This window comes from Pseudomonas sp. LF-5 (genome assembly GCF_037626295.1).
Lineage (GTDB): Bacteria > Pseudomonadota > Gammaproteobacteria > Pseudomonadales > Pseudomonadaceae > Aquipseudomonas > Aquipseudomonas monsensis.
Window position 1 is genome coordinate 166467 of the sequence record NZ_JARKMT010000005.1, and the last position, 26345, is coordinate 192811.

Annotated in this window: 24 protein-coding genes; 8 read left to right on the forward strand and 16 right to left on the reverse strand. The window is 60.7% G+C overall.

What is annotated here, in order from left to right; translation table 11 throughout:
* Positions 1 to 113 precede the first annotated feature (113 nt).
* Entirely contained in the window at positions 114 to 788 is a 675-nt protein-coding gene (locus PseuLF5_RS17260) for a histidine phosphatase family protein (RefSeq protein WP_123462233.1), read from the reverse strand.
* A 295-nt stretch (positions 789 to 1083) separates the two neighbouring features.
* On the opposite strand from PseuLF5_RS17260, the gene PseuLF5_RS17265 reads away from it, so the two are divergent.
* Together PseuLF5_RS17265 and hemB are read left to right on the forward strand one after the other, a co-directional pair.
* Positions 1084 to 1782 carry a glutathione binding-like protein gene (locus tag PseuLF5_RS17265; RefSeq protein ID WP_123462235.1) on the forward strand — a complete coding sequence of 233 codons (699 nt, stop codon included), beginning with the start codon at positions 1084 to 1086 and terminating at the stop codon, positions 1780 to 1782.
* A gap of 184 nt (positions 1783 to 1966) precedes the next feature.
* The gene (gene hemB, locus PseuLF5_RS17270) at positions 1967 to 2941 is read left to right on the forward strand and encodes a porphobilinogen synthase (protein ID WP_222832496.1); all 975 of its coding nucleotides are present in this window, start codon (positions 1967 to 1969) and stop codon (positions 2939 to 2941) included.
* A gap of 48 nt (positions 2942 to 2989) precedes the next feature.
* Here hemB and PseuLF5_RS17275 read toward each other — a convergent pair whose 3' ends face one another.
* Positions 2990 to 4525, reverse strand: coding sequence for an FAD-dependent oxidoreductase (locus tag PseuLF5_RS17275; protein ID WP_222832497.1), 1536 nt, complete (start codon positions 4523 to 4525; stop codon positions 2990 to 2992).
* A gap of 217 nt (positions 4526 to 4742) precedes the next feature.
* On the opposite strand from PseuLF5_RS17275, the gene PseuLF5_RS17280 reads away from it, so the two are divergent.
* On the forward strand, positions 4743 to 5834 hold the full coding sequence (locus tag PseuLF5_RS17280; protein WP_340134125.1) for a DUF1615 domain-containing protein: 1092 nt from the start codon (positions 4743 to 4745) through the stop codon (positions 5832 to 5834).
* Between the two features lie 7 nt (positions 5835 to 5841).
* Here the strand turns inward: PseuLF5_RS17280 and PseuLF5_RS17285 are convergent, their stop codons facing one another.
* The 11 genes from PseuLF5_RS17285 to PseuLF5_RS17335 form a co-directional block, all read right to left on the reverse strand.
* Complete coding sequence (locus PseuLF5_RS17285; RefSeq protein WP_340134126.1) at positions 5842 to 6543, reverse strand: anti-sigma factor; 702 nt, start codon at positions 6541 to 6543, stop codon at positions 5842 to 5844.
* On the reverse strand, positions 6540 to 7073 hold the full coding sequence (locus tag PseuLF5_RS17290; protein WP_123462244.1) for a sigma-70 family RNA polymerase sigma factor: 534 nt from the start codon (positions 7071 to 7073) through the stop codon (positions 6540 to 6542). Before PseuLF5_RS17290 ends, PseuLF5_RS17285 begins: the two co-directional genes overlap by 4 nt.
* A 166-nt stretch (positions 7074 to 7239) precedes the next feature.
* Positions 7240 to 7761, reverse strand: a complete 522-nt coding sequence (locus PseuLF5_RS17295; RefSeq protein ID WP_340134127.1) for a DUF3455 domain-containing protein — start codon at positions 7759 to 7761, stop codon at positions 7240 to 7242.
* Between the two features lie 116 nt (positions 7762 to 7877).
* Positions 7878 to 9563: an ABC transporter ATP-binding protein gene (locus tag PseuLF5_RS17300; RefSeq protein WP_340134128.1), complete on the reverse strand. Its 1686-nt coding sequence runs from the start codon at positions 9561 to 9563 to the stop codon at positions 7878 to 7880.
* Between the two features lies 1 nt (position 9564).
* Positions 9565 to 10587, reverse strand: coding sequence for an ABC transporter permease (locus PseuLF5_RS17305; protein WP_186748133.1), 1023 nt, complete (start codon positions 10585 to 10587; stop codon positions 9565 to 9567).
* A complete protein-coding gene (locus tag PseuLF5_RS17310; protein ID WP_340134129.1) occupies positions 10587 to 11651 on the reverse strand; it encodes a microcin C ABC transporter permease YejB in 1065 nt (354 codons plus the stop codon). Before PseuLF5_RS17310 ends, PseuLF5_RS17305 begins: the two co-directional genes overlap by 1 nt.
* Position 11652: 1 nt before the next feature.
* The gene (locus tag PseuLF5_RS17315) at positions 11653 to 13518 is read right to left on the reverse strand and encodes an extracellular solute-binding protein (protein WP_340134130.1); all 1866 of its coding nucleotides are present in this window, start codon (positions 13516 to 13518) and stop codon (positions 11653 to 11655) included.
* A 150-nt stretch (positions 13519 to 13668) separates the two neighbouring features.
* Positions 13669 to 16380: a TonB-dependent receptor gene (locus PseuLF5_RS17320; RefSeq protein ID WP_340134132.1), complete on the reverse strand. Its 2712-nt coding sequence runs from the start codon at positions 16378 to 16380 to the stop codon at positions 13669 to 13671.
* A gap of 207 nt (positions 16381 to 16587) precedes the next feature.
* Positions 16588 to 16989: an ExbD/TolR family protein gene (locus PseuLF5_RS17325; RefSeq protein ID WP_093433931.1), complete on the reverse strand. Its 402-nt coding sequence runs from the start codon at positions 16987 to 16989 to the stop codon at positions 16588 to 16590.
* The gene (locus PseuLF5_RS17330) at positions 16989 to 17696 is read right to left on the reverse strand and encodes a MotA/TolQ/ExbB proton channel family protein (protein ID WP_123462257.1); all 708 of its coding nucleotides are present in this window, start codon (positions 17694 to 17696) and stop codon (positions 16989 to 16991) included. The genes PseuLF5_RS17325 and PseuLF5_RS17330 overlap by 1 nt, the downstream gene beginning before the upstream one ends.
* Before the next feature lie 51 nt (positions 17697 to 17747).
* Positions 17748 to 18548 (reverse strand): energy transducer TonB, encoded by an 801-nt coding sequence (locus PseuLF5_RS17335; protein WP_340134133.1) that lies wholly within the window; start codon positions 18546 to 18548, stop codon positions 17748 to 17750.
* A 1122-nt stretch (positions 18549 to 19670) separates the two neighbouring features.
* On the opposite strand from PseuLF5_RS17335, the gene PseuLF5_RS17340 reads away from it, so the two are divergent.
* Positions 19671 to 20294: a glutathione S-transferase gene (locus PseuLF5_RS17340; RefSeq protein ID WP_340134134.1), complete on the forward strand. Its 624-nt coding sequence runs from the start codon at positions 19671 to 19673 to the stop codon at positions 20292 to 20294.
* A gap of 121 nt (positions 20295 to 20415) precedes the next feature.
* Here PseuLF5_RS17340 and PseuLF5_RS17345 read toward each other — a convergent pair whose 3' ends face one another.
* Entirely contained in the window at positions 20416 to 20856 is a 441-nt protein-coding gene (locus tag PseuLF5_RS17345; RefSeq protein WP_123462262.1) for a CBS domain-containing protein, read from the reverse strand.
* A gap of 205 nt (positions 20857 to 21061) precedes the next feature.
* Between PseuLF5_RS17345 and PseuLF5_RS17350 the strand changes: the two genes are divergently transcribed.
* Positions 21062 to 23422 (forward strand): DNA polymerase II, encoded by a 2361-nt coding sequence (locus PseuLF5_RS17350; RefSeq protein ID WP_340134135.1) that lies wholly within the window; start codon positions 21062 to 21064, stop codon positions 23420 to 23422.
* On the opposite strand, the gene PseuLF5_RS17355 is transcribed toward PseuLF5_RS17350, so the two are convergent.
* On the reverse strand, positions 23387 to 23857 hold the full coding sequence (locus PseuLF5_RS17355) for a DUF1810 domain-containing protein (RefSeq protein ID WP_123462266.1): 471 nt from the start codon (positions 23855 to 23857) through the stop codon (positions 23387 to 23389). The two genes, PseuLF5_RS17350 and PseuLF5_RS17355, sit on opposite strands and share 36 nt — an antisense overlap.
* A gap of 28 nt (positions 23858 to 23885) precedes the next feature.
* The gene (locus tag PseuLF5_RS17360) at positions 23886 to 24707 is read right to left on the reverse strand and encodes an aldo/keto reductase (protein WP_336346305.1); all 822 of its coding nucleotides are present in this window, start codon (positions 24705 to 24707) and stop codon (positions 23886 to 23888) included.
* 218 nt (positions 24708 to 24925) lie between these two features.
* Here PseuLF5_RS17360 and PseuLF5_RS28230 point away from each other — a divergent pair, with 218 nt between their 5' ends.
* From PseuLF5_RS28230 to PseuLF5_RS17375, 3 genes are all read left to right on the forward strand, one after another.
* On the forward strand, positions 24926 to 25180 hold the full coding sequence (locus tag PseuLF5_RS28230; protein WP_429540711.1) for an AHH domain-containing protein: 255 nt from the start codon (positions 24926 to 24928) through the stop codon (positions 25178 to 25180).
* Between the two features lie 63 nt (positions 25181 to 25243).
* The gene (locus PseuLF5_RS17370) at positions 25244 to 25858 is read left to right on the forward strand and encodes an Imm43 family immunity protein (RefSeq protein WP_123462274.1); all 615 of its coding nucleotides are present in this window, start codon (positions 25244 to 25246) and stop codon (positions 25856 to 25858) included.
* 198 nt (positions 25859 to 26056) lie between these two features.
* Entirely contained in the window at positions 26057 to 26320 is a 264-nt protein-coding gene (locus PseuLF5_RS17375; protein WP_123462276.1) for a PAAR domain-containing protein, read from the forward strand.
* The last annotated feature ends 25 nt before the right edge of the window (positions 26321 to 26345 follow it).

Below are 26345 nucleotides of genomic sequence, written 5' to 3' on the forward strand. Positions count from 1 at the left end.
CGCTGGCAAGCCAGCTCCCACAGGTATCGCGGATGTACATGAGATTTGTGTACGTCCTGGAACCCTGTGGGAGCCGGCTTGCCAGCGATGAGGCCCGCATGAATCAGCAAGATTCAGGTCGGACAGGTTTGCTTGCCATGATCCAGCCCCTGCTTGTAGCTGTGGCTTTGCAGACTGGCCTTGCCGTTGTGCCAGGTCAGGGTCAGCACATACAGCGAGTCGAAATCGTTGGCCGCCCAGTCGTCGGTGATGTTCTGTTTCTCGCCCAGCGCTTTCCCGGCGACCTTGTTGATCAGCTCTGGCAAATAGCCGTGTGACCACGCGGTGTAGATCGTCGAGTTGTGGTACTTGTCCTCCAGCAGTTCGCGGGCCAGGTCGCTGGTGTCGTTGGCCGAAAACTCGATGTTCACCGGCAGGCCGAGTTTGATGGCGGCGGGGCTGATGGTCATCAGAGGCCGAATGTAGCTGTAGGAGTTGTCCAGCTCGCCTTCCTCGACATTGCGCGTCGGGTCGGCGGCGAACACGTAATCGGCCTTGCCGAACTTTTCCGGCAGCAGCGTCGACAGCTCGATCGCACGGTTCAGGCCCTGGCAATTAAGCTGGCCGAGCCCGCCATCGGGCTTCTCCGCGTGGCGCAGAAACACCAGCGTCTGGGTGCCGTCCACCGGTTGCGCGCGAATCTGGCTCGATTCCAGCGACAGGAACAACGCACTGACCGCCAGCAGGGAGGGCAGGGCCATGTACGCGCGATGGTTGAAGCGTTTGGCGAATCTCATGAGGTTCGTCATTGGATAAAGGATTCTTCAGCAATGTCGGTTGAGGCTGACAAACCGTTCCACCGCGGGCTCCCAGCTCCGGGTGTTTTCCCTGTCGTGTCGTGCTTCCTTTGCGAATGGCATAGCTCAGAGTCCCTGAGGCCGGTTTGGTTCATGCACCGTAGACGAGGGATGTTACGGTTCGTGCAGAATCGGCTGGCGGCGGCGAATTTTTGATTTTGTTTTGCACACGCGCGCTCAAAAACATCGCAGCCCGTGGCCGCGCCTACATTATGATCAGGCTTTAAATTGTGACTGGATGCTTCCCATGACCGATCTGTCCGCGTTCCCGATCACCCGGAAATGGCCCGCGCAGTACCCTGACTGGATTCAGCTCTATTCCCTGCCAACGCCCAACGGCGTCAAAGTCTCGATCATGCTCGAAGAGATCGGCCTGCCGTACGAACCGCACCGCGTCGGCTTTGACACCCAGGACCAGTTGTCCGCCGAATTCCTGTCGTTGAACCCGAACAACAAGATTCCGGCGATCCTCGACCCTCACGGTCCCGGCGACCAGCCGCTGCCGTTGTTTGAATCCGGGGCGATCCTGATTTACCTGGCCGACAAAAGTGGCCAGTTACTGGCTCAGGAAGGCGCACTGCGTTACGAAACCATTCAGTGGCTGATGTTCCAGATGGGCGGCATCGGCCCGATGTTCGGCCAGCTCGGTTTCTTCAACAAATTCGCCGGCAAGGACTACGAGGACAAGCGTCCCCGGGATCGCTACGTCGACGAAAGCACACGCCTGCTCAAGGTGCTCGACGGTCGGCTGGAAGGCCGCGACTGGATCATGGGCGAGCGCTACACCATTGCCGACATCGCAACGTTCCCGTGGGTGCGCAACTTGATCGGGTTCTATGAGGCCGGGGATCTGGTCGGCATCCAGAACTTCCCGAACGTCACCCGCGTGCTCGAGCGCTTCCTGGCCCGGCCGGCGGTGATTCGAGGCCTGACCATCCCGTCGTAATCGACACACGACTCTGTGGGAGCTGGCTTGCCAGCTCCCACAGGGTTTCAGGGTGAAGCTGACGGATTATTACGCCCCCGGTAATGCACTCTTGATTGATCCAGGTTTGTACCCCGCCCGCCGCAAGGCATAAGCTTCGCCTCCTACGACTTTCGTCTCATCTTCCGATTTCAGGAAAGGCCCCATGTCCAGTCAGTTCCCCGAAGCACGTCCCCGCCGTCTGCGCCGCAATGCGAGCCTGCGCAGTCTGTTCCAGGAAACCGAATTCAGCCTGAACGATCTGGTACTGCCGATTTTCGTCGAAGAAGACATCGACGATTTCGTGCCGATCAAGAGTATGCCGGGGGTGATGCGCATTCCCGAGCGCAAACTGGCCAGCGAGATCGAGCGCTATGCCCGTGCCGGGATCAAGTCGGTGATGACCTTCGGTGTGTCGCACCATCTGGACAGTAACGGCAGCGACACCTGGCGCGAAGACGGCCTGGTCTCGCGCATGTCGCGCATTGCCAAGGACGCCGTGCCGGACATGATTGTGATGTCCGATACCTGCTTCTGCGAATACACCGATCACGGCCACTGTGGCGTGCTGCACAACCATGAAGTGGACAACGACCAGACCTTGATCAACCTCGGCAAACAAGCAGTGGCGGCCGCGCGCGCCGGTGCTGACGTGATCGCGCCGTCGGCGGCGATGGACGGTCAGGTGCGGGCGATTCGTCAGGCCCTCGACGCGGCCGGCTTCACGCAGATCCCGATCATGGCCTATTCGACCAAATTCGCCTCGGCCCTCTACGGCCCGTTCCGCGAGGCCGGTGGCAGCGCGCTGAAGGGCGATCGCAAAAGCTACCAGATGAACCCGATGAACCGCCGCGAAGCCCTGCGCGAATCGCTGCTCGACGAGCAGGAAGGCGCCGATGCACTGATGGTCAAACCGGCCGGTGCGTACCTGGACATCATCCGCGACATCCGTCAGGCCTCGAACCTGCCGCTGGCGGCGTATCAGGTCAGCGGCGAGTACGCGATGATCAAGTTCGGCGCGCAGGCCGGGGCGATTGACGAAGACCGCGTGGTGCGTGAAAGCCTCGGCGCCATCAAGCGAGCGGGTGCGGATCTGATCTTCACCTACTTTGCGATGGATCTGGCGCTGGCCGGGATCTGACAAACACCGAAGTGCCCTTGTGGGAGCTGGCTTTTGGGTGTTTTTGGGTCAGGGGCAGGCGAAATACGGCCGGATCCCGTGATCGCGAAAATAGCGTTCGATCACCTTCGGATCGGCGCTGTTGTCCGCTATCGCCACATAGGTGTCGGGGCGCAACAGATAAAATCCGTTACGCCCCAACCCCGCTGTTTCAAACGCCGGACGCCAGTCGAACACATGCAGCGGCAGATGGTGTGCGTGGCACCAGGCGATCATCTCGTCGCTGGTGTCGCCGTACACGTGCACCTGCCAGCACGGCTGCCGTAGCGGCTCGTAATTATCGCCTTCACCGTCATGCGCCCACGGCAGGCGATCGCCGCCGTGCACGTGGCCGGCCACGCCCTGGCTGAGCGGCATGCCGCGGTAGTTGAGGGTGACCTGCGACACAGTGCGAAAGAGAAATTCGCGGCTGGCCTCGAACGCCGCCAGTTTCGGGATCAGAAACGGTGCCACCCGCATGCGCAGCAGATCGGCCATGCGCCCCTCGGCGGTGACGAAGCTGAACACTTTGTCGGTGGTCGACACCAGTCGACGGGCGAAGGCAATGCGTTCGGTTTCGTAGCTGTCGAGCAGGCCCGGTTCGGCGCCGCCGCCGAGCACCGCCGCGAGTTTCCACGCCAGATTGATCGCATCGCCGATGCCGGTGTTCATGCCCTGACCACCGGCCGGACTGTGCACGTGCGCGGCATCGCCGAGCAGGAACGCGCGAGCGCTGCGAAAGTGTTCGGCCACCCGGTGATGCACGCGGTAGGTGGAAAACCAGTGCACGTCCTCGATATGGACTTTCAGGTGTTCGATGGCGCGGCTGCTGACATCGGAAAACGCCAGGGTGTCGGCGCGATCCGCACGCTCGTCGCGCACCGTGCCGATCAGCCGCGCGCGGCCTTCGCCAGCCAACGGGAACACCGCGAGAAAGTCCGCCTCATCCAGGTCCAGGTGCAGCTCGCCATTCATCGCCGGGCCGCTGGCCTTGACGTCTGCCACGTAGAAGATCTGTTGATACGTGCCGCCAGGAAAACCGGCGTCGAGGGATTTGCGCACCACCGAACGGGCGCCGTCGCAGCCCGCCAGATAGCAGGCCTGACAGATTTCCTGCTCGCCATCGGGCAAGCGCAAATGCGCGGTGAGGCCGTCGCTGGTTTCCTCGAAGCTCTCCAGCGTGGTGTTGCGTTCGACACTGACGCCGTAATCTTCCAGGCGCTCGATCAGCAGCCGTTCATGTTCATCCTGGGGGAAGATTTCGACGAACGCGTAGGGTGTCAGCCCTTCGCCAATACGGTTCAGCGGCAATTGCGCGACCGGTTTGCCGTTGACCCAGAAGTTCGCCGCCGCCACCCGATGGCCCTTGCGTACCACGGTGTCGGCCAGGTCCAGCTGACGATACAACTCCAGGGTTCGCGCCTGCACCGCCAGCGCCCGGGACGTGGTGCCAGGGGCGGAGGTCTTGTCGAGGATGCGCACGCGCACACCGAGCTTGCTCAGCCACAGGGCCAGCACCAGGCCAGTCGGGCCGGCGCCGATGATCAGTACGTCGCTGCGGTTCATGGCCTGTCCTCCTTCGGCTGTGCAGCAAGTATGGATCAGCAGGGCGGCGCGGCCAGTTTCTCAGCCAGACGGAAAAGGCCCCGCAGCGGTGGCGCTGCAGGGCCCTCGCTACAACGATCGCGATATTCACGGGAACAGTGTTTCGTTGCGGCAGTCCTAGCCTGCGCCACACCTTTGATCGTATGGTGAACCGGCTCAACGCACGCCAAGGAGCACTATGTACAGCCCTCGATTACTGATCTCTCTCGCTGCACTGCTGGTGCTCGCCGGTTGCGCGGGCCAGCGCAGCAGTGAGCCTGCCCCGCGTGCGCCCGCCGAAGTGAAGGCCGAAATCGTACGGCTGATGCCGGCAAAAGTGCCTGACCGCCAGGGCTGGGCCACCGATATTTATGCCGCGTTCGCCGCGCAGAACATCAGTCCGACCACGCAAAACCTGTGTTCGGTCCTGGCAGTGGCCGAGCAGGAATCGACCTTTCAGGTTGACCCGACGGTGCCGGGCCTGGGCAAGATCGCCCGTGACGAGATCGACCGCCGCGCCGGCAAGGCGCACATCCCCGGAATGCTGGTCAGCGCCGCGCTGGCGGTGCGTTCGCCCACCGGCAAGACCTACAGCGAACGCCTGAACGCCGCGCGCAGCGAGAAAGACTTGAGTGCGGTGTTCGACGACTTCATCGGCATGGTACCGATGGGACGTACCTTGTTCGGTGGCTTCAACCCGGTGCACACCGCCGGGCCGATGCAGGTCAGCATCGAATTCGCCGAGCAGCACGCCAAGGACTACCCGTACCCGGTCAGCGGCACGATCCGCCACGAAGTGTTCACCCGCCGTGGCGGCATGTACTTCGGCATCGCGCATTTGCTCGGCTATCCGGTGAGTTATCGCGAGCCGTTGTACCGCTTTGCCGACTTCAATGCCGGGTGGTACGCCAGCCGTAATGCGGCGTTCCAGAACGCGGTCAGCCGTGCCTCGGGCATTCCCTTGGCGCTGGATGGCGACCTGATCCGCTATGACTCGATCCTGCCCGGCAGCACCGAGCTGGCGGTGCGCACCCTCGGCAAGTCGCTGGGCATGCGCAATCCGACGATTCGCGATCAACTGGAGAAAGGCCAGACCCTGGAATTCGAGGAGACGAAGCTCTATCAACGGGTGTTTGAGCTGGCGGACAAGGCCGAGGGCAAAACCCTGCCGCGCGCCGTGCTGCCGGGGATCGTGCTGCAGAGCCCGAAAATCACCCGCAAACTGACCACCGCGTGGTTCGCCAAACGTGTGGATGAGCGCTACAAACGCTGCATGGCCAAGGCCGGTTGATGCGTGCTCAAAGCACTTTGACGGCTCTGCCGATGGCCTGAATCGGTCCGGTCGGTTTGCCGATCGGCGAGCCGTTGGCGCCTTCGAGGGTGAGTTCGAACAGCTGGTTCGGTTGCAGCGGCGGCAGTTTGTCCAGCGGCACCTTCAATGCCTGCCCCGGTTTGACCAGCCCCAGCGACACCGGCCCTTGCCAGCCGTCAGCTTTGGTCCAGAACTCCAGCGCCTTGTCCGCCGGCACTTCGACCACTCCCAGCGGAATCAACTGGATCTCCCGTGCATTGTTCGCCTGGATCACCCAGCCTGGCGCCTTGTCCTGCGGGGCGACCAGTACCACCAGATAGCTTGGTTTCGGCGCGGTCTGGGTCACCAACAACGTCCCCAGGATCAGCGTCGCGGCCAGCCCGGCGGCGCTCAGACTCCGCCACAACGGCAGCAGATTCCACCACGAAGGACGCGCCGGCTCAGGTGCCTTGCGCGAGAGTCGCTCGACACTGCGTTCGATGCGTGGCCACAAGTGCGGCGAGGGCGGATGCGTTCCGGCCAGGTCCGTCAGGTCCAGCAATCGTCGCTCCCAGGCATCCACCGCGGCTTGCAGTTCGGGCTCGTTGCGCAAGCGCTGTCGCACCGCTTCGCGCTCCGGCGCTGACAGGGTGCCGAGCACGTATTCGCTGGCCAGTTCATCACGTTGCCGCGCCGATTCAGTGGTCATCCCATGCACTCCCGCAACGCATTGAGGCTGCGTTTGATCCAGGCTTTGACGGTGCCCAGTGGCGTGTCGAGACGGGTGGCGATCTGCGCGTGGCTGTAGCCGTCGACGTAGGCATGCAGGATGCAACTGCGCCGTTGTGGTTCCAGTTGTTCCAGACAGCGGTGGATGCGCGCCGAATGCGCGTGGGCGTCGAAACCGTCCTCATCCACAGCCACTTCGTGAGCTTCGTCAAAGGGCGTTTCCCGGCCCTGATCACGTAACAGATTCAGCGCCAGATGCCGGGTCACGCTGAACATCCAGCCACGTGCCGAACCACGCGCCGGATCAAATCCTGCCGCGCCGTTCCAGATCTTGATGAATGCTTCATGAACAATGTCCTCCGCCAGCGCCGTGTCGCGCACCAGCCGTTTGGCCACACCGAGCAGACGTGGGCCTTCCTGCACATACAAATCGTGCAGGGCCAGACGCTCGCCTCGGGCACAGGCAGCGAGGCGGGCTTCGTAATCGAAAACGGATTCGGCTAAAGGCATGTCGTGCAATCTAGCTCACATTCCGCAAACATCCACACAACTCCATTTCCTTTTGCAGGAGTGAGCCTGCTCGCGACAGCGGTGCGTCAGTGAAGCCTGTGTTGGCTGACACTCCGCTGTCGCGAGCAAGCTCACTCCTACAGGGGATTTGCGATGAGTCAGAAAATCAGTTCGCCGCCCAGAAGATGTAATCCGCCTGATATTTCACCACTTCCTGCTTGCCCTTGTTCGCCGCCGTGCATTCACTGCCCGGCGCCACGCCACCCTTGAGCGCGACCCGCTGGATGTAGCTGACGCCGCTCATCGCGCCTTTGCCCTCGGCCGGGTTGGCCTTGACCAGTTGATAAGGCAGGTTGCCCGGACTCGACGGCGCCACGGCCAATTGCGTGCCGGTGACTTTCGAACCGTCCTTGGCCTGCCAGGTGGCGGGTGGGCCGAAGTAGGTGCCGACTTGCTTGCCGCTGCGATCATTGAGCACCGCTTTGGGGCCGACAAAGGTCCACTCGGTCTGCCCGGCGGCATTGGGCTTGTCGCGGCATTCGTAGGTGATCTCGCCGACGCCGGTGGTTTCCATTGCGACTTTGTGGCCATCCGGGACTTTGATGCTGTCCGGCAGGCCGCTTTGGGCGAAAGTGCCGGCGGAGGCTGCGAGCAAACCGGTGAAGCAAATCAGCTGTGTGGTGTTCATCAGTGTGTTCTCCGAAAAGGGTAGATCGCTGGCAGCCATCAGTGGCTGTTACAGGGACTACCCGTGGCGGAGACGTTTGGATGCAGTGGCTGAAAAAATATTTTTCTGGATCACCTCTATACCTGTGGGAGCTGGCTTGCCAGCGATGGCGTCGTGTCAGCCAATATCGTTTTCTCTGATACACCGCAATCGCTGGCAAGCCAGCTCCCACAGGGTTCCTTATTGGGTTTGAGGCCGGAGGCGTTCAGCAACTCCTGGGTGTAAGGATGTTGCGGCGCGGCGAAGATCTCCCGCGACGATCCTTGCTCAACCACCTTGCCGTCCTTGATCACGATCAAGTCATGGGCCAGTGCGTGCACCACTGCCAGGTCATGGCTGATGAACAGATAGGTCAGACCATGCCTGATCTGCAATTGCCGCAATAATTCCACCACCTGCTTCTGCACCGTGCGATCCAGCGCCGAGGTCGGTTCATCGAGCAGAATCAGCGCCGGCTCCAGCACCAAGGCGCGCGCGATGGAAATGCGCTGGCGCTGGCCACCGGAAAACTCGTGGGGGTAACGATGGCGGCTTTCCGGGTCGAGGCCGACCTCCTCGAGCACGCGAATCACCGCCGCTTCGCGCTCGGCCGCAGTGCCGATACCGTGGGTCAGCAGGCCTTCGGCAATGATCTGCTGCACCGACATCCGAGGGCTGAGGCTGCCGAACGGATCCTGGAACACCACTTGAATCTGCCGCCGCAACGGTCGCATCAAGCGTTGATTGAGCAGGCTCAGCTGTTTGTTGCCGAAACGGATACTGCCCTCCGATTCCACCAGGCGCAGGATCGCCTGACCCAGCGTTGACTTGCCGGAACCCGACTCACCGACAATGCCCAGGGTCTTGCCGCGTTGCAGGGTGAAACTCACGCCATCCACGGCTTTGATGTAATCCTGCTGGCGACTGAACAACCCTTTGGGCAACGGGAACCAGACCTTCAGATCGTCGACCTCAAGCAAGTTGTGCTCGTACTCACTCGGCACCGGCGCACCGCTGGGTTCAGCCTCGATCAACAAGCGACTGTAAGGATGCTGCGGCGCCCGAAACAGCGCTGCGCAATCGGCCTGTTCGACGATCTCGCCATGGCGCATCACGCACACCCGCTGAGCGATACGCCGCACCAGATTGAGGTCGTGGCTGATCAGCAACAGCGACATGCCGAGGCGCTGCTGCAGCTCGATCAGCAATTCGAGAATCTTCTGCTGCACGGTCACGTCGAGCGCCGTGGTCGGTTCATCGGCGATCAACAACTGCGGCTCGTTGGCCAGCGCCATGGCGATCATCACCCGTTGCCGCTGACCGCCGGAGAGCTGATGCGGATAGGCTTTCAAGCGCTGCAGGGGCTGGCGAATACCGACCAGCTCCAGCAGCTCCAGCGTCCGTGCGCGAGCGGCGCGGCCCTTGAGGCCTTTGTGAATTTCCAACACTTCGCTGACCTGCTTTTCCACGGTGTGCAGCGGGTTCAGCGAAGTCATCGGCTCCTGGAAAATCATCGCGATCCGGTTGCCGCGCAAACCGCGCATCTGCTGCTCGCTGGCCTGCAACAAGTCCATGCCGTGGTAGCGGATCGAGCCGCTGCTGCTGACACTTTTGCCCGGCAACAAGCGCAGGATCGAATGCGCCGTCACCGACTTGCCCGAGCCGGATTCGCCAACCAGTGCCAGGCATTCGCCACGGCGAATATCGAGGTTCACACCATGCACCACTTGCTGCCCGGCGAAGGCGACGCGCAGGTCGCGGATTTCAATCAGGTTGTCGTTCATGTCAGCTCCGGGGATCGAATGCGTCACGGCAGGCCTCACCGATAAACACCAGCAACGAAAGAATCAGCGCCAGTGCGAAAAACGCCGTCAGCCCCAGCCATGGCGCTTGCAGATTGCGCTTGGCCTGGCCGATCAGTTCGCCCAGCGATGCGCTGCCCGCCGGCATGCCGAAGCCGAGAAAATCCAGTGCGGTCAGGGTGGCGATGGCGCCGGTGAGAATGAACGGCAGGTAGGTGAGGGTGGAGGTCATCGCGTTGGGCAGAATGTGCCGGCACATCAGTGCGGTGTCAGTCAGGCCCAAGGCCCGCGCGGCTTTGACGTATTCCAGATTGCGCCCGCGAAGGAATTCGGCCCGCACTACATCCACCAGTGCCAGCCAGGAAAACAGCGCCATGATCCCCAGCAACCACCAGAAACTCGGCGAGACGAAACCGGACAGGATGATCAACAGATACAGCACCGGTAGCCCCGACCATATCTCCAATAGCCGCTGCCCGAGCAAGTCGACCCAACCGCCGTAATAACCCTGCAATGCCCCGGCGACGATGCCGACCAGCGCACTGATGCCGGTGAGGATCAGCGCAAACAGAATCGAAATCCGTGTGCCGAAAATCACCCGCGCCAAGACGTCCCGTGCCTGATCGTCGGTGCCCAGCCAGTTGCTCGCCGAGGGCGGGCTCGGTGCCGGCTCGTCGAGGTCGTAGTTGACCGTGTCGTAGCTGAACGGAATCGGCGGGAACAGCATCCAGCCGCCCTGATCCTCGATCAGCCGGTGTACGTAGGCGCTGGCGTAATCCGGCTGGAACGGCAGTTCGCCGCCGAAATCGGTTTCCAGGTAATCGCTGAGAATCGGGAAATAGAAGGCGTCGTGATAGCGGATCACCAAGGGTTTGTCATTGGCAATCAACTCACCGCCGAGGCAGACCAGGCACAGGCCGATAAACAGCCACAGCGACCAGCGTCCACGCCGGTTGGCCTTGAATTGCGCAATGCGGCGCTGGCCCAGAGGGGAAAGTGTGAACATCAGGCAGTCCTCGCCGAGAAGTCGATGCGCGGGTCGAGCAGGGTGTAGCAGAGGTCGCCGATCAGCTTGATCAGCAGGCCGAACAGGGTGAACAGAAACAGCGCGCCGAACACCACCGGATAATCGCGCGACACCGCCGCTTCGTAGCTCATGCGCCCGAGGCCATCGAGGTTGAAAATGGTTTCGATCAGCAAGGAGCCGGCGAAAAACACCTCGATCAACGCCGACGGCACACCGGCCACCACCAGCAGCATCGCGTTGCGAAACACATGGCCGTAAAGCACGCGGCGCTCGGTCAAACCCTTGGCCCGCGCAGTGATCACGTACTGGCGGCTGATTTCGTTGAGGAAGCTGTTTTTGGTCAGGATGGTCAGCGTGGCGAAGCCGCCGATCACCAGCGCCGTCACCGGCAATACCAGATGCCAGAGGTAATCGCCGACTTTGCCGAGGGGGCTGAGGCTGTCGAAGTTGTCCGAGACCAGACCCTGCACCGGAAACCAGTTGACGTAACTGCCACCGGCAAACACCACGATCAACAGAATCGCGAACAGAAACGCCGGCATCGCGTAGCCGATGATGATCGCCGTGCTGCTCCAGACATCGAAGGCGCTGCCGTTGGTGATTGCTTTGCGAATGCCCAGCGGGATCGAAATCAGGTAGGTGATCAACGTTGCACACAAGCCCAGCGACAGCGACACCGGTAACTTCTGCGCGATCAGGTCGGTGACCTTGGCGCCACGAAAGAAACTGCTGCCCAGATCCAGTTGCGCGTAGTTTGTCAGCATCAGCCACAGGCGTTCGTGCATCGGTTTGTCGAAGCCGTAGTGGTGTTTGATTTCTTCGATCAGCGCCGGGTCGAGGCCACGGCTGCTGCGCCCGGCACCGCCCGTCGCGGCCACTTCGCCACCGCCGCCCATGCTGTGTCCGCCGAAGCCTTGCAGGCGCGCAATGGCTTGTTCCACCGGGCCACCCGGTGCGGCCTGCACGATGAGGAAATTGACCACCAGAATGCACAGCAGCGTGGGGATGATCAGCAGCAAACGCCTACTCAGATAACGCAGCATGTCACTGACCCCCCGCGAGCCGGGTGTGCATCTGTTGCGTGGTCAACGGCTTGGCCGAGACCTCCCACCAGGTGTTGAGGCCTTCGTCGTATGCCGGTTGCACAGACGGCATGCCGAAACGGTTCTGATACACCGTCGGCGTGCCTTTGGAGTAGTAGTTGGGAATCATGTAGTAACCCCATTGCAGCACCCGGTCGAGGGCGCGGGCGTAATGCACCATGGCTTCGCGAGTGTTGGCCTGGACCAGCCCGTCGATCAGTCGATCGACCGCCGGGTTGGCCAGCACCATTGAGTTGGAACTGCCGACCTGTGTGGCACTTTGCGAGGCGTACAGGTTGTACAACTCACGGCCGGGAGAGACGATCGGATCGCCGCTGCGCGGGAAAGCGGCGACGATCATGTCGTAGTCCCGGGCGTTGAGGCGGTTGATGTATTGCGCCGAGTCGATCCGGCGCAAATTCAGGGTGATGCCGATCTGCGCGAGGGTGCGCTTGAACGGCAGCAGCATGCGGTCGAAGCCGCCCTGACCGTCGAGAAACGTGAATTCCAAAGGCTCGCCGGCAGCGTTGACCAGCCTATTGTGTTGCGGTGTCCAGCCGGCCTCGGCGAGCAGTTTCAACGCTTGCAGTTGCTTGTCGCGGATGTAGCCGCTGCCATCGGTTTTCGGTGCCTGATAGACCTCGGTGAAGACCTCGTCGGGGATCTGCCCGCGCAGCGGTTCGAGGATCTTCAACTCGTCGGCATCAGGTAGCGCGGTGGCGGCCATTTCACTCTTTGGCCAGAAGTTGTTCTGGCGCACGTAGAAGCCGCGCATCATCTGCTTGTTAGTCCACTCGAAATCCCACAGCAGGCTGATGGCCTGACGCACGCGACGATCCTGGAAAATCGGGTTTTGCAGGTTGAACACGAAGCCCTGCGCCGCCGTCGGTTTGTCCGGGGCAAGGATCGACTGCTGCAAGCGACCGTCACGCAATGCCGGGCTGTCATAGCCGACCACATAACCGGACGAGGAAAATTCGCGGTTGTAGTCGAAGGCGCCGGCCTGCAACAACTGACGGGCGACGTCAGTGTCGCCGTAAAAATTCACCGTCAGGGTGTCGAAGTTGTACATGCCGCGACTGACCGGCAGGTCTTTGCCCCACCAGTCCGGATCGCGTTCGAAACTGATGCTGCGCCCGGTATCGACCTTGCTCACGCGGTACGGGCCGCTGCCCAGCGGCGGCTCGAAACCGCCGCCATTGGCAAAGTCGCGGGTTTGCCACCAGTGTTCGGGCAGCACGCGCATCGTCGCCAGGTCCAGTGCCAACGTGCGGTTGAGATTGTTCTTGAAAGTGAAGCGCACCTGCCGCGGGCCTTCGATCAGCACGTCCTGCACGTCGGCGTATTGCTGGCGATAGCTGAGGCTGCCCTTGGTCATCAGCAGGTTGAAGGTGTAGCGCACGTCCTCGGCGGTGATCGGCGTGCCGTCGGCGAAGCGTGCCTTTGGATTGAGGGTGAAGCGTACCCAGAGTCCCTCGGGATCGCGTTCCATTTGTTGCGCGACCATTCCGTAAACGGTGTAGGGCTCGTCCAGCGAACGAAACGCCAGCGGCGCATACACCCAGTCGTTGACCTGCACCACGGAAATGCCCTGATCGGCATACGGGGTGATGTAGTTGTACTGACCGATTTCCATCGACGCCCGGCTCAGCGAACCGCCCTTGGGCGCCTTGGGATCGACGAAGTCGAAATGCTCGAACCCCGCCGGATACTTCGGCGCTTCGCCGTACACCGTCAGCGCATAACTGCCGCCGGCCAGCGCCGAAGTGCCGGTGCATAGCAGCGCACTGCTTAACAGCAGGCCCGCCATGTTGCGCATGAGTCTCATGAAGTCACTCCCCAAAATCACTGAATGGTCACGGAACCCTTGTGGGAGCTGGCTTGCCAGCGATGGCGTCGTGTCAGTCGCCATCTACTTCACTGACACACCGCCATCGCTGGCAAGCCAGCTCCCACAGGGTTTTATGGTGCTCGTTCTTTAGAAGTGGTACGTCATGCGCGCAAACAAGGTACGGCCCAGCGGGTCGGTGTAGCGCGGGTCATAGCCGCTCTGGAAGTTGTAGGCCTGGTTGGAGAACGGCGGGTTGCGGTCGAACACGTTTTTCATCCCGGCATCGACGTCCAGCACCTTGTCGAAGGTGTAGCCGGCCGACAGGTCCCACACCGAATACGACGCCACGCGTGCGTGGGTGTCGCGGTCGTAGTCGTTGTAGCCGGTGGTGAAGCGGTTGGTCAGCGACGCCCGCGCCGCGCCGAAGGTCCAGCTGCCGGTGAGGTTGTGTTTCCAGCGGGCAATCACGCCGTCACCCTGGAAGTCGCCGACCTTGTCGGTGAACGGGCCTTTGATGGTGCTCTGGAAGTCGTACTCGTCAACATAGGTGCCTTGCAGGCCCAGGCCGAACTGGCCGTACGGCGTATTCGGGAAGCGATAGTCCAGCGACACGTCGACCCCGTTGGTTTCGACGATGCCGAGGTTGGCGTTGCCAGTGACGATGTAGTTGAGCGTGCCGTCAGCATTGCGCACGAAGCGGTCCTGATAGGCACCGGCCTGATCAAACACGGTGGATTCCGGGAACGGCTGGATCTGGTTGGAAATGTGAATCCACCAGAAATCCAGGCCCACCGACAGGTTGTTCACCGGTTGATAAACGAAGCCCAGGGTGACGTTGCGGGCTTTCTCCGGCGCCAGATCCTCATTGCCGCCGATCTGGTTGAGGAACTGCTGACCGCAATCGCGCCCGCCGTTGCCGCCTGGTTGCACTACGCCGCCGGTACACAGCACCGGGTCGTTGTAGTAGCCCTGGGTGAAGGTGATGCTGCGCGGTGAATAGAGCTCGTACAGCGACGGCGCACGGAAACCTTCGCTGTAGGCACCACGTACCACCAGCTCTTTCAACGGCTGGTAACGGAACGAGTATTTCGGGTTGGTGGTGCTGCCGAAGTCGCTGTATTTGTCGTGACGCACGGCGGCGGACAGTTCGAGGCTATCGAGCACCGGCACGTTGATTTCGGCGTACGCGGCTTTCACGCTGCGGTCGCCTTCGACGCTGCCGTTCGGGTCGATGCCGAGGCTCTGGATATCGCCGGCAAACTGCTCGAAGTCCTGGTGGAATTTCTCTTTGCGGTACTCGCCACCCAGCGCCAGGCCGGAAGGACCGGCGCCGAACCAGTCACCGATTTCGCGGCTGATCCGGCCGTCGAACCCGGCCACGCGGCCGACAGCCGTGGTGTAGGCGCCGTGGTACGCCGCCGCGTCGATGTACTGCTGGCCGGCAGCGGATTGCGGGCCGAACGGGTTGAGCAGGCCGCTGGCCAGACCATTGATCATCGCCTGGTCGCTGACATAACCGCTGGTGACGCTGGAGACGATTTTGTTCTGGTTGTACGAGGCGCCGACGTTGTAATCCCAGCCGCCGACCAGACCGTCGAAGCTGAGCAAGAAGCGCTGGCTGGTGTTCTGGTCTTTCGATTCACGAGGGCCGGCGGCGGTTTCGCGCCAGTTGACGTCCACCGGTTGCGTCGGGTCGAGGGCGAAACCGGTGGGCGCCGGGGTGATGCCGTTGCCGGGGTAGTAGGGCGATGAGGCGTCCAGGCTCAGGCCGGTGAGCGGAGCCGGGCCGACCGCCGTGGCGTTGTTGTTGCGCGACCAGAAGTATTCGAGGTTGACGTTGTGGTCGTCCGCCAGCTTGCCGGTGGTCTTGCCGAAGAACGAAGTCTTTTCGGTTTGCGGAATCAGGTCGATGTATTCGCGGGTGCTGAAGCGGCACAAACCGTCGCGGGCCACCAGGTTGGGGCCGTTGCAATTGCTGTTGGCCAGTGGGTTGGTGGCGTTGCCGTTCTGGCTGTAGTTGCCGGGGAATGCAGTGCCGGAGGTCTGGTCCAGGCCGCGGCCGGGCACGTAGTCGCGGGCAAAGGAGCGGTCGTTGGCGTCGAGGTTCTGCTGCTTGTTGTAGTTGAACACGCCGAGCACGTTGAAGCGGTCCTGCTCCAGATCGCCGTAACCCCAACTGGCGCTCATGTCTTTGGTAGCGCCACCGCCGCTGTGGGTCGGGGTTTCGCCGCCGAGGGTCAACTGGCCGTCGGTCATGGATTTCTTGGTGATGAAGTTGATCACGCCGCCGATGGCGTCGGTGCCGTACAGGGCTGACGCGCCGTCGCGCAGGACTTCCACGCGTTCGATGGCGGCAAACGGGATCATGTTCAGATCCACCGCGCCACCGGCCGAGTTGGTGCCGGACAAGGCGTTGTTAGCCAGGCGTCGACCGTTGAGCAGCACCAGCGTCTTGTTCGCGCCAATGCCGCGCATGTCGGCAAACGACGCGCCGCCGGTGGCCGCGCCGACCGAGCCGGCGCTGTTGTTGATCGACTGGCTGCCGGTGATGCGCTGCACCAGTTCGGCGGTGGTGGTCACGCCTTGTTTGCGCAGTTCATCGGCCTTGAGAATGGTGATCGGCACCGCCGTCTCGGCATCGACCCGGCGAATCGCCGAACCGGTCACTTCCACCCGTTGCAGTTGCGTGGTCGGCGCAGCCACCGTCGCCGCAGCCGGTACGGCAGCATTGTCGTCCTCGGCGGCTTGCACGGTGCCGGCGCCCATCCCCATGGCCACCAGGTACAACGGAACAAAACGGTGACGAGAAATCGTTGCCACCAAAGGTTTGAGCGTGAAGCGTGGAGTGTTCATCAGCATGGTTGTTTCCGACTTTGTTAGACGTTATCGAATTGGCCTTGTGAGCCCCTCATTGCTCCGCTTTCGGTGATACCGCGTGCGGAAAACCACTTTCTTCAAGCAAGCCGATCCCCTCCGAAGACGCTTTGCGTTTTTCGGTCGGCTGATTGCGACGGGAGGCGGTCCGCGGTGTCGGGCGCGTTTTTTAACGCGCGCCCGACACCGCACTCAGTGGGTGGTCATCACCGATATTTTGGTAATGCCCGAGCGTTCGATCGACGCCATGGCTTTCGCAACCTGGCCGTAATTGACGGCGGAGTCGGCCTGCAGCTGCACGCGGACTTCGCTGTCCTTGGCCTTGACCTCCTTGAGGCTGGCCTCCAGCGATTCCGGCGCCAGTTCGGTCTTGGCCAGATAGAACTTGCCGTCCTGATCGACGCTGACCACTACCGGATCCTTCTTTTCGGCGGGGGCGACGGCGTCGGTTTTCGGCAAATTGACTTTGATCGCGTTGGTCATCAGCGGTGCGGTGACGATGAACACCACCAGCAGCACGAGCATCACGTCCACCAGCGGCGTGACGTTCATTTCGCTGAGCACTTCATCGCTGTCTTGAGTGGAAAAGGACATCAGCTGGCCTCCCGCACGGCGGCTGTGGTTTTGCTGGCGATGGCCTGGCGGCTGATGGAAAACGCGCTGCGCGAGGCGAGGGCGTCGAAGTCGTGGGCGAAGTCGTCCATGTCCGCTGAGGCGAGCTTGAGGCGACGCAGGAAGAAGTTGTAAATCAGCACCGCCGGCACCGCGACGGCGATGCCGACGCCGGTGGCGATCAGTGCGTGACCGATCGGGCCGGCGACCGCTTCAAGGCTGGCCGAACCGGTTTCGCCGATGCTTTGCAGGGCTTCCATGATGCCCCACACGGTGCCGAACAACCCAATGAACGGCGCGGTGCTGCCGATACTGGCGAGGATCGCCTGACCGTTTTCCAGCGAGCGGCGTTCCTTCTGGATCTGCTGGCGCAGGTTGCGCTCCAGGCGATCCGAGCGATTGATAGTGTGCGCCAATTGCTGGGTGGTGCGCGGCGAATCCTCCACCAGCAGGGCTTCGAAACCGCTGCTGGCGATGCGCGCCAGCGAGCCCGGGTACTGGCTGGCGTGCTCGGCGGCGGTGAGCAGGTCCGGCGCGCCCCAGAAGGCTTTGCTGAACTGTTTGTTCTGGGCTTTCTGGCGCAGGTATTGCGCCGACTTGACCAGCAGGATCGCCCAGCTGACCACGGAAAACAGCACCAGCCCCCAGAGCACACCGGGGACAATCATCGAAGACAGAGAAGGGTTCATGGCTACACCTCGCTTGCATTAAGTCGGTTGTGAGTTCGTCGGGTTGTGCCGTTATTGCGGCAATTTGAAATCAATGGTCTGGGTGGCGAAGCCGTCGATCGGCGTGTCACCGCGTTTGGCCGGAATAAACTTCCAGTTCTTCACCGCCGCGACGGCCGCGTCATCCAGTTGCGGCTTGCCGCTGGACTTGGTCACCGTCACCGAGCCGGCGCGTCCGTTGGCCAGTACCTGAATGCGCAACACCACGCTGCCTTCCCAATTGCGCCGCAGCGCCAGCGACGGGTATTCCGGCGGCGGGTTGCCGAGGCTGGCGAGGCCGGAAATCGCCGCCGACTCTTTCACCGGCGCGGGCGCGGCGGCAGGTGCTGGTGGCGCGCTCGGGGTCGCCGGTGCTGCGGGAGCGGCCGGTTGTGCCGGGGCGGGGGGCGCTTTCGGCGGCTCGGCTTTTTTCAGCGGTTTCGGCTTCTCGACCGGCTTGGGTTTCTCCACCGGTTTCGGCGGTGGCTTGACCGCGTCTTCGTCTTCCACCGGTTGTTCAGGTTCCGGCGGTGGCGGAGGAGGCGGCGGTGGTTCCGGGGTGGGCGGTGCCGGTGGTGTCGGGCTGGTCAGCTCGACAGTCATTTCCGGAATCTGCGGCGGAGTCGGCAGTGGCTCGGGCCGGGTCTGCTGGAGAAACCACCAGGCGCCGCCGTGTATCAGCGCCGATACCGCCACCAGCAACAGCATCTGCTGTTTATTCAACCCGCCGGGCTGCGAGGTGTTGGCTTTAAAGGCCGGCCCGCCCAACGCCGGCGGGAGTGGCGCTTCCCGTAATGGCCCCGGCAGGGTTTTGTGCTTTACCGCATCGTTCATTAAAGCTCCCTCGGGTTGATGAAGGGCAATAAGGTGCCGTCCGAACATATGGGTGATGTTCGAGTGGGTGGGTGTAACTTTCTTCTAGGTGTGCGCAGGCCGATAGTTGAACTATCTATTGATAGGCTTGTGCAGGCTTACTGGCTTAGTGTCATCGACTTTTTATGTTCATTAGCCGTTCCCTGGTGTTGTTTTATCTAGGGCCTGCCGAGCCTTCGGCAGCTCCTGCAGATGTTGCGTTCGAAGTTCGTTTTGCAACCGCTGTGCCAAATATTGCTGAAATGTAGAGCGGTTATTTCACCACTGTTACCCATGTCGCATTTATATAAGTTTTATCGGTTGCCCCGTTTTTTTTTAGTGCAGGGTTGTCCACGGCCCCGAATGCCGGGGCTTTTTTACAGGCGAGTCAGACCGCGCGCAGTATCAGGCCGATTAGCGAGATAGAGCAGCTGAACTCGGGTCCGCCAGGGCGCTTGATGGTGCGCGGCGGACTGATTTGGTGCGGGTCAATGTATTAGCGGGTCACAGGCCGTATTCCTTGTTCTTGTTGATTTGAAATGTATGCTTCAACTATTTGTTAGTTATGGTTGCGAGCGCATTTTTGGTGCAATTAACAATATTCAAGTTATTGTTCGACAATCCTGCTGTCGAGCATTCATGTAGCGCTTGCGCAATAACTTCATGGGTTATATTTAAAAAATAAATAGTGCCGTGGCGCAGGCGCAATCAATGCCGCCAACGCAGTGCATGACGCTGGGGTTCAGGTAATAAAGTAAATGTATGGGTGGCCAGAGCTGTTCCGGCTAACTCGGCTTTGCGCCAATGGATACCAACGGGACGTAATGCGGCAATACGTTTGAAGATTCACGCGGTGAACTCCTTGTTGCCAGCTCGGATACACGAACTTTTGGTTCGGTATCGCACCTTACAAGAACGCGGATAGCGTTCGATGATTGCTCTTGGTGCGGGATGGGCACCGCCAGCGCTGTTTTGCGAGGTTTGAATTCGCAAGTCGCGAATGCATGGGAAAACCGTGCCAAAACCGATACACAGACAGATTTTTTCTACACCCACGCTACAGCCATCTACCCTGTGGCAATGGTCTTTTCGGGGGGATTGGATATGTACCAGCTCTACGGGCACAGAAACTCAGGCGCAGCCGCCATCGAAGCGGCGCTGGAACTGTGCCAGATCGCTTACCGTTTCATTGATATCGAAGCCAGCACCGAAGCCGCCGAGGCGTTGGCCCAGCTCAATCCACTCAAGCAGATACCGACCTTGCAACTGCCTGACGGCAGTGTCATCACTGAGAGCGCGGCGATCCTGATTCATCTGGGCCTGACGTTTCCCAAGTCCGGTTTGCTGCCGGCCCAGGCAGAGGATCGTGATCAGGCCATTCGCGGCCTGGTCTACATCGTCAGCAATTGCTACGCGGCGATCGGTGTCATCGACTACCCCGAGCGCTGGCTGCTGATGCCCGACGAAGCCTCGCGGCAGAACCTGGTGGCTGGCGCACGTGAGCGTTTGCATTGGAATTGGGAGGTGTTTGCCGACCAGTTTTCCGCCGAGTTGTACCTGGATGACGAAACGCCCGGCGCGCTGGATGTGCTGGCGGCGGTGGTCACACGCTGGGCGGGAAGCCGTGAGCATTTGCGTCAGACGCGACCGGGGTTTTATGCGTGGTTGCAGCGGATTGACCGACATCCGGTGCTGGCGCCGGTATTCGCCCGGCATTGGCCTTCTTGATCACACCGCAAAACCAAATGCAGGAGTGAGCCGGCTCGCGATAGCGGTCTGTCAGCTAAAAACAAGGTGACTGACAAACCGCTATCGCGAGCAGGCTCACTCCTGCAGGGAGCTTCGGGGATTATTCCCCGCGAATGTACTGCTCCAGTTGCCTGATCAGCTCGGCCTGTTCGGCAATGGCTTCCTTGACCAGGTCACCGATCGACAGCAAGCCGATCAGCTTGCCGTTCTCCACCACCGGCAAATGGCGCAGGCGTTTGTCGGACATGATGCCCAGGCAGGTGTCGACGGTTTGATGTGTGTCCACGGTGATCACGTTCGCCACCATGATGTCGCGCACCGGTGTGCCCACCGACGAGCGTCCATGCAGCACCAGTTTGCGCGCGTAATCGCGTTCACTGATGATGCCGACCACTTTGTCGTCTTCGACCACCAGCAGGGCGCCGACGTTTTTCTCGGCCATCTTCATCAGCGCTTCGAGCACCATGTGATCAGGCTTGATCTGATGCACTTCCTGATTTTTCTGATCTTTGAGCTTGAGCAGTTGGGCGACGGTCTTCATGGCGGTTACTCAGGTGTTGTCGTTGTTATTCAAGCATCGTAGACGCAAGCGCGCAGGGCAAGGTGGCAAAGCGGCAGATAGCACGCAAAAAACGTCATATGCGGAAAAAATCCCCATTCAGTGTTGTGAAGTGCAAACCCACAAGGTTCTTCCATGCCAGCGGAGCGTAGAATGCGGCTCTGTTTCAATTCCTGAGGTCGCAGTGGTGGATTTACAGCAGGGTTTCGTCCTGACCCGGCATTGGCGCGATACCCCGGCGGGCACTGAAGTCGAATTCTGGCTGGCAACCGACGCCGGGCCGCGCCGCGTCCGGTTGGCGCCGCAGACATCGGTGGCGTTTATCCCTGCCGCACAGCGCGAAGCGGCCGAGCGCCTGCTGCACGACGAAAAGCACGTGGAACTGCGCCCGCTGGCTCTGCAGGATTTCGAACATCGCCCGGTGCTCGGCCTGTATTGCCAGCAACACGGCCAGTTGATGCGCCTGGAAAGCGCGCTCAGCCGCGCCGGCGTCGACGTGTTCGAGGCTGACGTGCGCCCGCCGGAACGCTACCTGATGGAGCGTTTCATTACGGCGCCGGTGCTGTTCAGTGGCACGCCCGATGCTGACGGCGTCTTGCTCGACGCCCACCTCAAACCCGACCCGACATACCGGCCGAACCTGCGCCTGGTCTCGCTGGACATCGAAACCACGGAAACCGGCGAGCTGTATTCCATCGCCCTCGAAGGCTGCGGCCAGCGGCAGGTATACATGCTCGGCGTGCCCAACGGTGATGCGAGCAGCGTCGATTTCGACCTTGAATACTGCGACTCACGCACCGTCATCCTGAAAAAACTCAACGACTGGTTTGCCCGCCACGACCCTGACGCAATCATCGGCTGGAACGTCGTGCAGTTCGATCTGCGCATCCTCCACGAGCACGCGCGGCGTCTTGGCGTGCCGCTGAAAATCGGCCGTGGCGGTGAAGAGATGCAATGGCGCGAACACGGCAGCCGCAACCATTATTTCGCTGCGGCGGCGGGGCGGCTGATCATCGATGGCATCGAATCCCTGCGCTCGGCGACCTGGAGTTTCCCCTCGTTCAGCCTGGAAAACGTCGCGCAAACCCTGCTCGGCGAAGGCAAGTCGATCGACAATCCGTACCAGCGCATGGACGAAATCAACCGCATGTTCGCCGAGGACAAACCGGCGCTGGCCAAATACAACCTCAAGGACTGCGAACTGGTCACACGGATCTTTGCCAAGACCGAGCTGCTGACGTTTTTGCTCGAACGCGCCAGTGTTACCGGGTTGCCGGCGGATCGCAGCGGCGGCTCGGTGGCGGCGTTCACCCATTTGTATATGCCGCTGATGCACCGCCAGGGTTTCGTCGCGCCCAATCTGGGCACCAACCCACCGCAGGCCAGCCCCGGCGGTTTCGTCATGGATTCGCAACCGGGGCTGTACGAGTCGGTGCTTGTGCTCGACTACAAGAGCCTGTACCCGTCGATCATCCGTACATTTCTGATCGACCCGGTGGGGCTGATCGAAGGCCTGCAGCACCCGGACGATACCGATTCGGTGCCGGGTTTCCGTGGCGCCCGCTTCTCGCGTACCCGGCATTGCCTGCCGTCCATCGTTGCGCGCGTGGCCGAAGGGCGCGAGACCGCCAAGCGCGAGCACAATGCGCCGCTGTCGCAGGCGCTGAAGATCATCATGAACGCCTTTTACGGCGTGCTCGGTTCCAGCGGTTGCCGGTTTTTCGATACGCGGCTGGCGTCGTCGATCACCCTGCGCGGCCACGAAATCATGCTGCGCACCCGCCAGTTGATTGAAGCGCAGGGCCACGCGGTGATCTACGGCGACACCGATTCGACCTTTGTCTGGCTGCGTCGCCCGCATGGCCAGGAAGAAGCGGCGAACATCGGCCACGCGCTGGTCAAGCACGTCAACGACTGGTGGCGTGCCCATGTGCGTGATGAATACGGCCTGGAAAGTGCTCTCGAACTGCAATTCGAAATTCATTACAAGCGCTTCCTGATGCCGACGATTCGGGGCGCGGAGGAGGGCAGCAAGAAGCGCTACGCCGGCCTGGTGAGCCGCGCCGACGGCAGTGAGGAAATGGTCTACAAAGGCCTGGAAACCGTGCGCACCGACTGGTCGCTGCTGGCCCGGCAGTTCCAGCAGGAACTGTACGAGCGCATCTTCCAGCGCAAGCCCTATCAGGATTACGTGCGCGACTACGTGCGCAAAACCCTTGCCGGAGTGTTCGATGATCGGCTGGTCTACCGCAAGCGCCTGCGGCGTACCCTCGATGACTACGAGCGCAACGTGCCACCGCATGTGCGCGCCGCCCGGCTGGCCGATGAATACAACGCCGGGCACGGTCGCCCACGGCAGTATCAAAACGGCGGCTGGATCAGTTACGTGATCACCCTGGCCGGGCCGGAGCCGTTGGAAGTGCGCCGTGCCGCGATCGACTACGACCACTACATCACCCGCCAGCTGCAACCGGTGGCGGACGCGATCCTGCCGTTTGTCGACGACGATTTCTCAACCCTGATCGGGGGGCAACTGGGCCTGTTTTGAGTCCAGCAGTTGCAGGGTCCATTCGTCGAGGATGCCGTGGAAGTAGCGTTCGAGTGCCTGATTGAACGGACAGTCCTCGGCGCTGAACTGCGCAAACAGAGTCATCGAGGAGTGAAATTTCAGGTCATCGGGGTGGCCGAAAATTTCGGCAATCGAGCGCTGATGCACCTTCAGCACCAACTGCGTACAGGTTCGCAGCCGCGCGCCGAGCAGGTCGTGGGCCAGATAGGCCTGTGCTTCCTCGGCGGACTGAATGGCGAAGCGTCGGGACATCTCGCTACCTCCCAGGCCGGCGAGCTGCGGGAACACAAACCACATCCAGTGGCTGCGTTTGCGGCCCTCGTCGAGTTCGCGTTGGACCCGTTCGAACACCGGGTCCTGGGCCTGGACGAAACGTTGCAGGTGGAACGGGTCGTACTGATCAGTGCTTCTCATGACGAAGCCCTCGCCAGCGGCCAGCGACTCAGACCATCGCCAGCCGCTGCTTGCGTTGTGGCGCCTTGAATACCTCGTCCAGCGCCGCCAGATCCCCGGCCTCCAGTTGCAGCTGCGCCGCTTGTGCATTGAGTTGCACGTGTTCCGGGCGGACAGCCTTGGGAATCGCAATCACACCATCCTGACGCAGAATCCACGCCAGCGAAACCTGCGCCGGGGTCACGCCGTGACGAGCGGCAACCGTGTTCAGCACCGGCTCGGCGAGCATCGCACCAGCCTGACCGATCGGGCAGTAGGCCATCAGCGGCATGCGCTGTTGCTGTGACCACGGCAGTAGGTCGAATTCGATGCCACGCTCTTCAAGGTTGTACAGCACCTGATTGGTGGCGCAGGCCGAACTGGACAGTTCTTCGAGGTCGTCGACATCGAAATTCGACACGCCCCAACGGCCGATCTTGCCGTCCGCGCGCAGACGTTCGAAGGCTTCGACGGTTTCTTCCAGTGGGTACTGGCCGCGCCAATGCAGCAGATAGAGGTCGATGTAATCGGTGCCGAGCCGCCGCAGGCTGCGCTCGCACGCCTGGGGGATACCTGTGCGACTGGCGTTGTGCGGGTAGACCTTGCTGACCAGAAATACCCGGTCGCGCAGGCCGGCGATGGCTTGGCCGACGACTGTTTCGGCACCGCCCTCGGCGTACATTTCTGCGGTGTCGATCAGGGTCATGCCCAGTTCGATACCTTGGCGCAACGCAGCCACTTCACGCGTGTGCGCTGCACGGTCTTCGCCCATGTGCCAGGTGCCCTGGCCAATCACTGGAACCTGCACGCCTGCGAGTTCGAGGGTACGCATGCCAACCTCCTGTGCTGATGGTCGATACCTTAGTGGGCAGCAGGATAGCGCAGGGGTTCCATGGGGTTCAAAAGCAAGAGGTCGCAGCCTGTACTTTTCATTTCGCTCTCTTTCTTTATTCCTCTACCCGTACAAGTGCGCAAGAAGTTGCGCAGTGCTTTGCCTGTTTTCCAGCCGCTAAGTCTCTGCAGGCCACGTAGATCGTTACTCATGACAAAATGCAGGCGCATCACCTCATCCCCGAGGAAGTATGGGGACGGCAAGCCAGTTTCTTCTCGGATATAGGGATGGGTGGAGAGCGGGATAAGAAAGAAAACGGTTTGTTGATGCCCGACAGTGCGGATCAGGCCAAGAAAACCAAGCGCGTTTTTTACCATTGCGGATCGCATGGTAAGGTCTATAGCCCGATGGTTAACAACATGGTAACGACCGTCAGGCGCGAACTCAGATATCCGCGATACAGACAAGATTAAGAGCAAGCCTTTCGGTGCCTGGCACAAAACAACGCCGACTTAGATAAGCAAGGAGAAGGGATTATGGAATATTACGTGCTTTCTCAAAAGGAAGAACCTGGTTGCCCGGCTGGCTTCTTACAGGCAGATCTCTACGATAAATTTTACTCAGATACCAAAGGTGTCGAGCATGGCTTTTTTCCTTGGTATGCGGAGAAAATCCATTACAAAACACACACGCCCTATCCAGAAGGTATGGTGCTTATTTCTAAAGATAAGTTCTATGATTTCGATATACGCAGTGTGGCGCGTTTCTACATAGTCAGTGATGATTTCATGTCTGTTTGTAGCGAGCTGGACGTAGGTGTTACTGACGCTGTGCCTATTCAAGTGGTTTCCAAAGGTGGGGAAACTATTTCATCAAAAAGCTACAATGCCGTACTTTTTGAAGAGTTGGATGCGCGCTCGGAGACTGATCCTGCTTCTACTTTCATAGAAGAGGATGGGTTGATTTTCAGGTTCAAAAAATTGGTATTACCTCCCGACTTCAAGCGTGATCTGTTCAAATTCAAGGGGTTGATTTCAGGAAGTAATACACTTATTTGCTCGCGCATATTCAAAGAGCTTGCAAAAGATATTAAAGGAGTAAATTTTACGCCTTTGGAAAGCGTTCTTTGGTCGGCTATCAAGCCAATTTGAATGTGAAAGGTTGACGCAGTTGCAATCACCAGTGAATTCCGCGCGGCTTGCTTACGGATTGCGAGCCTTCGTGAAGGTCAAGCAGTTTGTCATTGCGATCAACCAGCGTGATTCTCAACTGGCGAAAAATTCATCATCGATACCCAAGGGTCAGAAGACATTTGGAGGCCTGAGTAACTTGGTCAAAGGAGTGACAACATGAAAGACGCCATTCGCTTGGGCGACTCCACAACCCATGGTGGCAAGGTGCTCGAAGCCTTCTCCCGAACCGACCTCAACGGCAAGCCCATCGCCGGGCTTGGTCACAAAGTCAGCTGTCCTCTGTGCAAAGGCATTTTTCCGATAGCTGAAGGTAGTAGCACCTACACCGTCGACGGCACGCCCATCGCGCTGGACGGCATGAAGACCGCCTGCGGGGCCGCGCTGATTGCCAGTGGCCCGAAAGGAGCGGTGGTCAGTTGAGTTCGCGAGGGTGAGCTCTTCGTTC

Coding starts and splice junctions, on each gene's coding strand:
- PseuLF5_RS17355 (WP_123462266.1), bottom strand. CDS start 23,857: ATGAGAAGCACTGATCAGTACGACCCGTTCCACCTGCAACGTTTCGTC.
- PseuLF5_RS17370 (WP_123462274.1), top strand. CDS start 25,244: ATGGAATATTACGTGCTTTCTCAAAAGGAAGAACCTGGTTGCCCGGCT.
- PseuLF5_RS17375 (WP_123462276.1), top strand. CDS start 26,057: ATGAAAGACGCCATTCGCTTGGGCGACTCCACAACCCATGGTGGCAAG.
- PseuLF5_RS17330 (WP_123462257.1), bottom strand. CDS start 17,696: ATGAACCCTTCTCTGTCTTCGATGATTGTCCCCGGTGTGCTCTGGGGG.
- PseuLF5_RS17290 (WP_123462244.1), bottom strand. CDS start 7,073: ATGCCTTTAGCCGAATCCGTTTTCGATTACGAAGCCCGCCTCGCTGCC.
- PseuLF5_RS17325 (WP_093433931.1), bottom strand. CDS start 16,989: ATGTCCTTTTCCACTCAAGACAGCGATGAAGTGCTCAGCGAAATGAAC.
- PseuLF5_RS17300 (WP_340134128.1), bottom strand. CDS start 9,563: ATGAACGACAACCTGATTGAAATCCGCGACCTGCGCGTCGCCTTCGCC.
- PseuLF5_RS17360 (WP_336346305.1), bottom strand. CDS start 24,707: ATGCGTACCCTCGAACTCGCAGGCGTGCAGGTTCCAGTGATTGGCCAG.
- PseuLF5_RS17265 (WP_123462235.1), top strand. CDS start 1,084: ATGACCGATCTGTCCGCGTTCCCGATCACCCGGAAATGGCCCGCGCAG.
- PseuLF5_RS17285 (WP_340134126.1), bottom strand. CDS start 6,543: ATGACCACTGAATCGGCGCGGCAACGTGATGAACTGGCCAGCGAATAC.
- PseuLF5_RS17305 (WP_186748133.1), bottom strand. CDS start 10,587: ATGTTCACACTTTCCCCTCTGGGCCAGCGCCGCATTGCGCAATTCAAG.
- PseuLF5_RS17260 (WP_123462233.1), bottom strand. CDS start 788: ATGACGAACCTCATGAGATTCGCCAAACGCTTCAACCATCGCGCGTAC.
- PseuLF5_RS28230 (WP_429540711.1), top strand. CDS start 24,926: ATGCAGGCGCATCACCTCATCCCCGAGGAAGTATGGGGACGGCAAGCC.
- PseuLF5_RS17320 (WP_340134132.1), bottom strand. CDS start 16,380: ATGCTGATGAACACTCCACGCTTCACGCTCAAACCTTTGGTGGCAACG.
- PseuLF5_RS17315 (WP_340134130.1), bottom strand. CDS start 13,518: ATGAGACTCATGCGCAACATGGCGGGCCTGCTGTTAAGCAGTGCGCTG.
- PseuLF5_RS17280 (WP_340134125.1), top strand. CDS start 4,743: ATGTACAGCCCTCGATTACTGATCTCTCTCGCTGCACTGCTGGTGCTC.
- PseuLF5_RS17340 (WP_340134134.1), top strand. CDS start 19,671: ATGTACCAGCTCTACGGGCACAGAAACTCAGGCGCAGCCGCCATCGAA.
- PseuLF5_RS17275 (WP_222832497.1), bottom strand. CDS start 4,525: ATGAACCGCAGCGACGTACTGATCATCGGCGCCGGCCCGACTGGCCTG.
- PseuLF5_RS17310 (WP_340134129.1), bottom strand. CDS start 11,651: ATGCTGCGTTATCTGAGTAGGCGTTTGCTGCTGATCATCCCCACGCTG.
- PseuLF5_RS17345 (WP_123462262.1), bottom strand. CDS start 20,856: ATGAAGACCGTCGCCCAACTGCTCAAGCTCAAAGATCAGAAAAATCAG.
- PseuLF5_RS17295 (WP_340134127.1), bottom strand. CDS start 7,761: ATGAACACCACACAGCTGATTTGCTTCACCGGTTTGCTCGCAGCCTCC.
- hemB (WP_222832496.1), top strand. CDS start 1,967: ATGTCCAGTCAGTTCCCCGAAGCACGTCCCCGCCGTCTGCGCCGCAAT.
- PseuLF5_RS17335 (WP_340134133.1), bottom strand. CDS start 18,548: ATGAACGATGCGGTAAAGCACAAAACCCTGCCGGGGCCATTACGGGAA.